Source organism: Caldisphaera sp. (genome assembly GCF_046536515.1).
Classification (GTDB): Archaea; Thermoproteota; Thermoprotei_A; order Sulfolobales; family Acidilobaceae; genus Caldisphaera.
Genome location: NZ_JAWDMQ010000051.1, coordinates 1 through 8,695, shown reverse-complemented (window position 1 = coordinate 8,695; position 8,695 = coordinate 1). Strand labels below are relative to the sequence as shown.

Annotated in this window: 11 protein-coding genes and 2 pseudogenes; 4 read left to right on the top strand and 9 right to left on the bottom strand. The window is 38.7% G+C overall.

Features of this window, described 5'->3' with window-relative positions; all coding sequences use genetic code 11:
- From RXO53_RS06835 to RXO53_RS06820, 4 genes and pseudogenes are all read right to left on the bottom strand, one after another.
- Positions 1-937 (bottom strand): thermopsin (locus RXO53_RS06835; RefSeq protein WP_410713489.1); only part of this gene is annotated, 937 nt, incomplete at its 3' end.
- 78 nt (positions 938-1,015) lie between these two features.
- Positions 1,016-1,200: pseudogene (locus tag RXO53_RS06830) on the bottom strand (hypothetical protein); the annotation flags it as partial.
- A 16-nt stretch (positions 1,201-1,216) separates the two neighbouring features.
- Complete coding sequence (locus RXO53_RS06825; RefSeq protein WP_410713488.1) at positions 1,217-1,423, bottom strand: hypothetical protein; 207 nt, start codon at positions 1,421-1,423, stop codon at positions 1,217-1,219.
- A gap of 41 nt (positions 1,424-1,464) precedes the next feature.
- Positions 1,465-1,725: a hypothetical protein gene (locus tag RXO53_RS06820; RefSeq protein WP_410713487.1), complete on the bottom strand. Its 261-nt coding sequence runs from the start codon at positions 1,723-1,725 to the stop codon at positions 1,465-1,467.
- 438 nt (positions 1,726-2,163) lie between these two features.
- On the opposite strand from RXO53_RS06820, the gene RXO53_RS06815 reads away from it, so the two are divergent.
- Both RXO53_RS06815 and RXO53_RS06810 read left to right on the top strand, forming a co-directional pair.
- Positions 2,164-3,354: a thiolase domain-containing protein gene (locus RXO53_RS06815; protein ID WP_410713486.1), complete on the top strand. Its 1,191-nt coding sequence runs from the start codon at positions 2,164-2,166 to the stop codon at positions 3,352-3,354.
- A 10-nt stretch (positions 3,355-3,364) separates the two neighbouring features.
- A complete protein-coding gene (locus tag RXO53_RS06810; protein ID WP_410713485.1) occupies positions 3,365-3,904 on the top strand; it encodes a Zn-ribbon domain-containing OB-fold protein in 540 nt (179 codons plus the stop codon).
- On the opposite strand, the gene RXO53_RS06805 is transcribed toward RXO53_RS06810, so the two are convergent.
- Together RXO53_RS06805 and RXO53_RS06800 are read right to left on the bottom strand one after the other, a co-directional pair.
- Positions 3,883-4,842 carry a carbohydrate kinase family protein gene (locus RXO53_RS06805; protein ID WP_410713484.1) on the bottom strand — a complete coding sequence of 320 codons (960 nt, stop codon included), beginning with the start codon at positions 4,840-4,842 and terminating at the stop codon, positions 3,883-3,885. The genes RXO53_RS06810 and RXO53_RS06805 overlap by 22 nt on opposite strands.
- Before the next feature lie 64 nt (positions 4,843-4,906).
- Positions 4,907-5,743 carry a 2-amino-3,7-dideoxy-D-threo-hept-6-ulosonate synthase gene (locus tag RXO53_RS06800; RefSeq protein ID WP_410713483.1) on the bottom strand — a complete coding sequence of 279 codons (837 nt, stop codon included), beginning with the start codon at positions 5,741-5,743 and terminating at the stop codon, positions 4,907-4,909.
- A gap of 63 nt (positions 5,744-5,806) precedes the next feature.
- On the opposite strand from RXO53_RS06800, the gene RXO53_RS06795 reads away from it, so the two are divergent.
- Positions 5,807-6,406 (top strand): UbiX family flavin prenyltransferase, encoded by a 600-nt coding sequence (locus RXO53_RS06795; protein ID WP_410713482.1) that lies wholly within the window; start codon positions 5,807-5,809, stop codon positions 6,404-6,406.
- Here the strand turns inward: RXO53_RS06795 and RXO53_RS06790 are convergent.
- From RXO53_RS06790 to RXO53_RS06780, 3 genes are read right to left on the bottom strand one after another with little or no spacing between them, the layout of a single operon-like run.
- On the bottom strand, positions 6,378-6,791 hold the full coding sequence (locus RXO53_RS06790) for a hypothetical protein (RefSeq protein ID WP_410713481.1): 414 nt from the start codon (positions 6,789-6,791) through the stop codon (positions 6,378-6,380). The two genes, RXO53_RS06795 and RXO53_RS06790, sit on opposite strands and share 29 nt — an antisense overlap.
- Positions 6,792-6,844: 53 nt before the next feature.
- Positions 6,845-7,390 (bottom strand): tRNA-intron lyase, encoded by a 546-nt coding sequence (endA, locus tag RXO53_RS06785; protein ID WP_410713480.1) that lies wholly within the window; start codon positions 7,388-7,390, stop codon positions 6,845-6,847.
- A complete protein-coding gene (locus RXO53_RS06780) occupies positions 7,390-8,067 on the bottom strand; it encodes a hypothetical protein (RefSeq protein WP_410713479.1) in 678 nt (225 codons plus the stop codon). Before RXO53_RS06780 ends, endA begins: the two co-directional genes overlap by 1 nt.
- 167 nt (positions 8,068-8,234) lie before the next feature.
- On the opposite strand from RXO53_RS06780, the pseudogene RXO53_RS06775 reads away from it, so the two are divergent.
- Positions 8,235-8,695 (top strand): annotated as a pseudogene (locus RXO53_RS06775) (RNA-guided endonuclease TnpB family protein); the annotation flags it as partial.

Below are 8,695 nucleotides of genomic sequence, written 5' to 3'. Positions count from 1 at the left end.
AGCCGAAGGTGTAGAGAGAGGGCATTGGCGTCAGCCTCCCGGTGGAGTTCACATAGTAGAGGCCGAGCGTTGAGTTGAGGTTCACGAACTGGGTCGGGGCCCCGTTGCCGCCCCCTCCCCACACGAGCTCAGCGTCGTAGTAGAGGCCATCGGGCGTGTAGCTGTTGCCGGTTATGTATATGGCTGCAGACATTATGTCGGGCTGGGATATCTTAACCTTGTCGTAGTAATAGTACTGGGGTGAGCTGGCGGGCTTACCGCTCTGAAGCGTCTCGTAGCCGAACCATATGTAGACGGCGTTAGACGTGTACGACACGTTTATGACAAGGACGAAGGCGAAGGGGAAGCTGTAGGTGTAGGAGGGGCCGACGTCGTAGTAGAAGGTGTTGCCTGAGCCCGCTGAGGCCACCTTTCCGCTGCCGGAGACCGCTGAGGAGGAGAGCACGGACTTGCTGCCCGTCAGGTTCCATATGTTGTCTATGAACGTCACCTGTTTCTTGTTGGTCTGGAAGCTCGGCACGTCCTGGAGCCAGTAGGCGTAGGTGCCGCTGGTGGTGTTGACCTGGAGGACGACGTTAAGCTGGAGGGTCGCGGAGTAGGGGTTGACCCCGTACCTCCTGGCCTGTTGGTAGTGTGCCAGCAGGCTGGTCACGTTGGCGTAGCCGAGGACCTTGTCAGTCATTATTGTGTAGGGTATGATGGGGCCTCCTGTGCTGGTGTAGTTGTAGAGGCCGAAGTCATCTATGCCAGTCGGGGCTGGTGGCGATGTGTAGTAGAGGTATGGGTTGACGTAAGCGCCCTTAGCCACGTGCTTGCCGTGAACTGGCGGGAAGACCGCGTAGGACGGCGCCCGGCCTGTAGGCAACGCCGCGAAGGACAGGACGATGAGGACTGTCATGGCGAAGGCCGCTAGGCCCACAAGTTTCCTTCTATGCATATTCAATTAGGACCACCAGAAGGAAAGTAAAAATCGTGGTATTTATATTTATATGAAAAAGGGCCCAGGGCCGAGAAGCTACCATGTTAACAGCACTGTTGGATCGCCGTAGCGCCTCTGCACGGCTAACCGTGCACCTCTGATAACCTCTAATCCCCTTAGCGCCACCAGGCATGCCGACACCATACGCCTGTAAGCCCTCTCTCCCTAATGACCCTGTCGTGTTCCTCTGAGTCAGTGGTGCCCTTAGGGTCGACCAGGACTTTGACCTCGATGCTCTCACGTAAAGGCCAGGGCCACCGCTAACGTCACGAGGGCGGCCCCCGCCACCTCAAAGGCCGACGGCCTCTCAGAGCCTGATGCCCAGGTTATCGCCTGCGCTATGAGGGGCATGGAGCCAACTATGACCATGGATCTGTTGACGCCCGTCACGCCTATTGCAAGAGCAAACAGCGCGGAGCCGCCCGCGAGGTCGGCGGCCGCCACTATGGGCAGCCTGGTCCTCACGGTGCCCTTTAGGGTGTCCCTCAGCCCTCTTCCCTCAAGCCAGCCAGAAGCTCACTGACTCCTTCGGGCCTAAGCGTCAAATTAAGGTTGCTGAGGACTAGGCGCAGATAGTGGACGTGGTCTCTAATGGTCTTCTCCCTAAGCCCCCTCAACCTCTTGGCCTTGATGAACTCCCCAATATCAGCCTCCCTCACAGTCCAGGATGTCCTATACTCACAGAATTTGTTGCCGAAGGCCTGCCTAAGCATGTCGAATAACAAGTTCCTAAAGAACTTGTCCACAATTGCCTTCTTAACAACACGAATAACGTTTTCGGGCGTAGCATCGACTAGCGGAGGTGCCGAGCCAACCAGACTGGCATACTCATAGACGTCGATGAATTTGAGCAGCGCCCTAAACAGGTCATCGCTGATCGGCGTTAAGCCACGCCTAACTCTGTTTCACCCATTTTTTATTATAAAGAATAATTAATCTTATATTAATGTATTAGTTAATAAAAGGTCATTTAGCATATTTATATATTCCTTTTAATATTACTTGTTTTTTCTTAATGAATTACTTAATTTTATAAACGAATTTAATTCATTAAATAAATTAATATATATTCAAATTAAAAATTTATATAAAAGATTATAAACGTTTCATTTTGAACTATAATAAACATAATAATATGAAGAATATAAACGCTCATTTAATTATTTAATACAGAGGTGTATAAAGTGGGAAGAAAGGTAGCTGTTGTAGGTATAGGTCATTCGAAATTTGGAATAAGAAATGATGTAAATATAGCGGAACTTGCATGGGAGTCAATAAAGCAGGCATTTGAGAGCGCAAATCTAGAAGCAAAAGATGTTGAATACGTTTCAGTTTCCAATGTAGGAGGCTGGAGCGGAGAACCTCTACCAGCTGTTGTTGTTTCAGAATATGCAGGCCTTACCGGCAAGCCCCTGTATAGGGTAGAAGCAGCTTGCGCAAGCGGTAGTTCAGCTGTATACAATGCATACAATGCAGTATCATCAGGTCAGGTTGATATAGCTATGGCAGTAGGAGTGGAGAAAATGAACGAAAGCCCTACTCCTACTGTGGTCGAATTTATAGGCAGAGCCGGGAACTACTTCTGGGAATTTGAAAATTTCGGCCTTACATTTCCAGGATATTACGCATTATATGCAACAGCCTATATGTCAAAATATGGTGCTACAGAAGAAGATTTATGCCAGGTTGCTATAAAGAACCATTATTATGCAAGCTTTAATCCGAAAGCTCAGTTCCAAAGAAAGATAGATTTACCAACTTGCATGAACAGCAGATATATAGCATGGCCTCTAAAGCTCTTTGACGCTTCGCCTATAACTGATGGAAGCGCAGCTGTTATACTAGCAAGCGAAGAAGTAGCTAAGAAAATAACTGACTCACCCGTATGGATACATTCTGTAGGTGCTGCCTCAGGAAGTGCAAACTTATCAAAGAGAAATGACTTTACAGGTTTGGAAGCTGCAAGCATAGCTGCAAAAATGGCATATAAAAAAGCAGGTTTAGAAAATGAGAACACTGCAAAATACTTTGATGTGGCTGAAGTTCATGATTGTTTTACAATTGCAGAAATAATGGCATACGAAGATCTAGGATTTGTAAAGAGAGGAGAAGGATATAAGCTAGTTAAGGAGGGACAAACGTACATAGGAGGTTTAATACCAGTTAACCTGAGCGGTGGCTTAAAGGCAAAAGGACATCCTATAGGAGCTACTGGCGTAAGCATGGTGGCAGAGCTTTCTAAGCAATTATTAAACAAAGCTGACAAAGGAAGGCAAGCCACAATAAAAAATGGAAGAGCAATTGCCCATAATGTCGGGGGAACAGGTCATTATGCCTACGTAACAATATTGGGATTAGATAAACCTAAAGATTGAGGTGATAGATATGCCTAAATCTCAGAAAGAGGAAGCAATAGAATTCTTAAAGCAAATGGAATCTTTTGCAAACACTATGAAATCAAGTGTAGGATTACCTATGATAGTAGATCCAAAGACTAATGTAGCAATTTGGTATGATCAGAGAGAGTTAACGCTTAAGTTCATGATAAGTGTTGAAAAAACTAGAAAGTTTTTTGAGTCACTATCCGAAGGAAAATTATTGGCTACAAAATGCGTTAAAACTGGAGAAATACTATTCCCACCACAAGTTGACTGTCCTTCTTCATTAGATAGCGAAGTTGAATGGGTTGAATTACCAAAAGATGGAGAATTAACAACATATACCATAATTACTACAAAGCCTTTCAGCTTTTCACATTATAATGACTATACTGTAGGAATAGCTAAGCTCTCAAATGGAGTTCAAGTATTGGCATGGGTCAGAGAAACAGATCCTAAGAAATTAAGGATAGGAATGAAAGTTAAGCTTGAAATAGTTAAGAGAGAACCCGAAGGATATTTAACCTATGAATTTGTACCAGTTTGATTTTCTTCTCTTAATTCCTTTTGTTTTTTAATGAATTCCATAGCTTCTTCCTGTGTAGGTATCGCATTTGCACCTAATCTAGTAACCTTTAAAGCAGCTACTGCCTGAGCAAACTCTAATGATTCTACCGTTTTCATTCCCCTAGTTAAGCTTAGCAAATAAGCCGCTGCAAATGCATCTCCACTACCTGTTGAATCCCTAATCTCTTTTACCTTAAATGCTGGCATATAACCAACAAAATCATTCGTATTTGCATAAATTCCTTTAGGACCCATTTTAACTATGACATTCTCGGGTCCAATAGTTTTAAGTGTTTGACTACATTTCTCAGGATTATCTAAACCCGTTAAGTTTTTACATTCCTGTTCATTTAACATTATTATATCAACCAGTTTTATTAATCCTCTTAATTCTTTAAGTCCTCTCATACTAAGCCTTCTTCCAGGGTCCCATGAAACTAATGATTCGTTTTCCTTAGCCACAATTGAAGCTTTAATAGATGTGTCAGGCCTTAAGCTAGCTATATGTATAACTTTTGATTTAGAGATAACTTCATTATCAATATCTTTTGGCTCAAGCTTTTCCGCACAACCTTTATACCCATATATTGAAATGTTCCCTGATCGATCTATCATAACTATTGAAAAGCCCGTTTCTCCGAAGCATATCTTAAGCCCTGAAATATCTACCTTAGACTTCATTAAATCTTCAACTATTGATCTCCCAAAAGTATCCAAACCAACCTTGGTTAATATGGCTGAGTTTCCACCTAGCTTCCTTACATTTAAGGCTACATTAACTGCAGAGCCGCCCGGACCTGTTGATTGTTCCAATATATCTGCTTCTTCATCTGGACTAGCAAACTTCTCTACAATAAACCTCAAATCCATTAATGCATGACCAACTGATGTTATATCTATTGTTTTTGAATTTGACATGTTTACTCCCTTCTAAACAGATAAACTAAACATTTAAAAACATGCTATTCAAATAATTAATAAATTATTTTTCTAGTTCTTTAGCTGCTTCTTCCGGAGTTTTATTATCATGAACTACTTTCATTACAGCTCTTGCCATACCCTCTATGTTGTTACTTCTAAATACATTCCTTCCTACAGCTACCCCACTACCTCCAGCCAATATAACATTATAGACATCTTCCAGAAATTCTATAGGCTTTTCCCTTACAGCTCCCCCGCTCATCACTACTGGTACTCCTTGAGCCATTTCAACAACCTTTGAAAAAGTTTCCTTGTTTCCGGTATAATATGTTTTTATAAGGTCTGCTCCAGTTTCTGCCGCTGCTCTGGCACCATACATAACAATTTGAGGGTCATACCTGTTCTTTATTGTGGATCCTCTTGGATATGCAAGTTGTAATAAAGGCATCCCATAATAGTTAGCACTTTCCTTTATTTCATACCAGCTTGATATCATTTCATTTTCATAATCACTACCCCAATATACTGTTGCTGCTATTGCATCAGCTCCTAAAGATATTGCTCCTTCAACAGTGCCCAAAACTGATTGTAAATAATGTTTCTCAGGCGGTCTAATATCACTTTTTCCCGTTAACTTAACAATTAATGAAACTTTATTAGCCCATAAATCATATGTTAACCTTGCCATTCCTGGCAACAACATAATAGCATCTACTCCAGCCCTTACAACCTTTTCTAAAATCGTTTTCGCTAAATATCTGTCTTCTTGGAAATCGCTAGGTCCGTGCTCTAATCCGTGATCAAATGCAAATATAACTACCCTATCATTCTTTAAAATTCTGCTTAGCCTAACTTTTACTCCAACATTAGAATAACTAATACCCTCATACTTATTCATTTTTAATCCCTTTTTTAATAATATATAAGGGGAACATTAAAAACACAAATGGAGTTGTCCTTGATGAGTTGCGAAAGCATTAGCGTTGCATTAACAGGTGCAAGCGGAATTATATATGGAATTAAATTACTAGACGCTATTAATAAATTAAAGATTAACATAAAAGGAATAATATATTCTAAAGGTTCAATAGAAGTAGCAAAGGCAGAAGAAGGTATTAGTGAAGACGTTTATATAAAAATTTTAAGGAGCTATGGAGAAGTATATGATGAAAATAACTTTAATTCCCCACTTGCTAGCTCAAGTAATATATCAAAGTGTATGGTAATATGCCCAGCCAGTATGAAAACTGTTGGATTAATTGCAAATGGAATTCCTATGAACTTGGTATCAAGGGCAGCATTAGCTCATCTCAGATTAAAAAGACCTTTAGTAATAGCATTTAGAGAAACACCTTTGGGAACATCAGAACTAATTAACTTATTAAAAATCTCAAGATATGGTGGTATAATAATGCCTTTATCTCCTGGATTTTATTCAAATAAGAGCAGCATTGATGACATGATAAATTTTATGGTAGGAAAAATATTAGATGCATTAAATATACAAAATAATTTTTATAAAAGGTGGGATCCTAAATCTTCTTCTTTGGAAGGCTCTTAAATCCATCTGGTAAATCTATATCATCTACTTCGCTCAACTCTTCTTCAAATGATTTCATTTTCTTTGGTTGGTTTTCAACAGCAAATGCACATCTACCATCAGGTAACATAGCCTTCTTTTCACAATATGCATATCTGCAAGATGCGCCTATGCATTTGTCTCCGATCCAAGCGCACATAGCTACTTTTATTGGTCTACCCCTATAATGATCTGTTGAAAACCTCAAGGCCTTCTGACCACATTTGAAAAACGGACAAAGAGGATTACATTTATCTCCAATAGGTCTTGGTTTAATTTCCCTGCTTTGCTGCACACCCAAATCATTTTTATTTTGGTCTCTTTGGTCATGCCCTTGCCTTGACGGGCCTGATATATTTGATACCAATACATACACCTCATATATTTATGACTACGTTTTCTGGTTTACCCTATTATATATTACGGTTTAAACCATTTAAATATTATGTATATTGTTTTATTTTTATCTTTAAGAGAAGATATTATAAAGTCTTTCTTTACACTATGACTTAGCCTTCCAGATCTTACCAATTCTATTGGATCAAACTTTTCGTCTATGTCATGATAATGTATTATAAATGGTGCATGCTCCAAACCCGGACCTAACCTATATGCAACAAAATCTGAACCATACTTAAGTCCAGATCTTACTTTTAAATTCTTATTTCTTAAATCCCTATAAATAATATACTGCTTTTCTCTTCTATCTGTTATATTTAAGATTTTCTTAGCTTCATCTAGACTTTCAACTTTTTTATTATCATAATATAAATCTATTAAACCCTTCTCAATTAAATATAAAGCCTCGAATGAATTTAATATTAAAGGAGACGTAATATCAGTATCTACCTTAACTTTCTCAGCATTTATGGGTTTTCCAAAATATCCTGAAAAATATACCTTTCTTGAATCTTCTATATTGTTTATAATTACTACTCCATTAATAAAAAAAGCTTTAATCGGCATTATGCTAGCCCACTGAACCCTATTAATTTTATATAAACAGATGCATTATATATACAATCTATGCAATCTTCAAGATATTCAATTGTTTCTTTAAATGATATTAGCCTTGAAGGAGTGTTTGAGTATTTTACTAAAACTCTTGCTAGGCCTTCTCTATATATGATATCCCCTCTTCCTTCTGATTCACTTATTTTATTAAACCTTTCTTCTATGATCTTTCTTTTTTCTGAGTTACCTTTGGTTCCAGTAGATATTGACCTTAAAAGATCAACCAATGATTGAGAAGAACTGTATATTTCTCCAATTAAACCTTCTATCGTTTTACGAACTTCACTATCATTATTTTTATCAATACTATATGAAAGTAATAATCTATAAATGCCTGCTTCTAATTTACTAATAGCACATTCCATTTGAAGAGAGGAATTTATATAAAATTCCTTATAGGAAATTAATTCCAATCTGCCACTTGCTAAGTAATCAAATATCCTATCTTTATTTCTTGAAATTCTGTCTTTTACCGACATTAGATCTTGTCTGTAAAATTTTTCTATATATTCATTTGTTGCATTTTCATGCATTTTAGTTAATAGTGTAGCAGATATATTTTGAATATCTTGGGCCATATTTTGCAATACTTCAATTAAAGTAATTTTAGATATACTGTCAATTGCCATGATTTGCACCCTTTTCTCTCCTTCTCTATACGTGATTTGAATTAAATAAAAATCTATCCTTAAACTTGACTTTATCTTTTAAGAATCTTTTTTAATAAGAAAAGAATTATTATAATTCATTATGCTGACCTCCTTCCCGGCATAAAGGATGGGCTGAATCCTTTCTCATGTTTAGAGAGGCTATTGCTATAGCTAAGTCTTGGCTTAGGAATCTCGACAAGGGCAAGATACCCAGAGCTAATAATCTTAGGATTTGGTTAACATATGGGCATAGCTATAGAATTAAAGGTGATTATGTAGAGCTATTGGGAGGCTATAGGCTTAAAATTATTGGCTTGGATAGGAGATATGACAGCTACCAAAACAAAGAGGCTAGGTTGTTACTTAAAGATGGTAAGTTTATTCTTAAGATATATAAACGTGCGCCTGAGCCAGCTAAGTATGATCCTAAAAGCGTTCTAGCTGTTGATGTTAATGAAAAACAAATAGTTGTAGGTAATAGAAAAAGCGAATATAGGTTTGAAACGCATATTGAGAGAGCTCTGCATTATAAACAATTAGCTGAAAGGCTTTATAATAGATACTCTTCTTTCAAATATAATGCTTGGCTTAGGAGAAGAGGCATTAG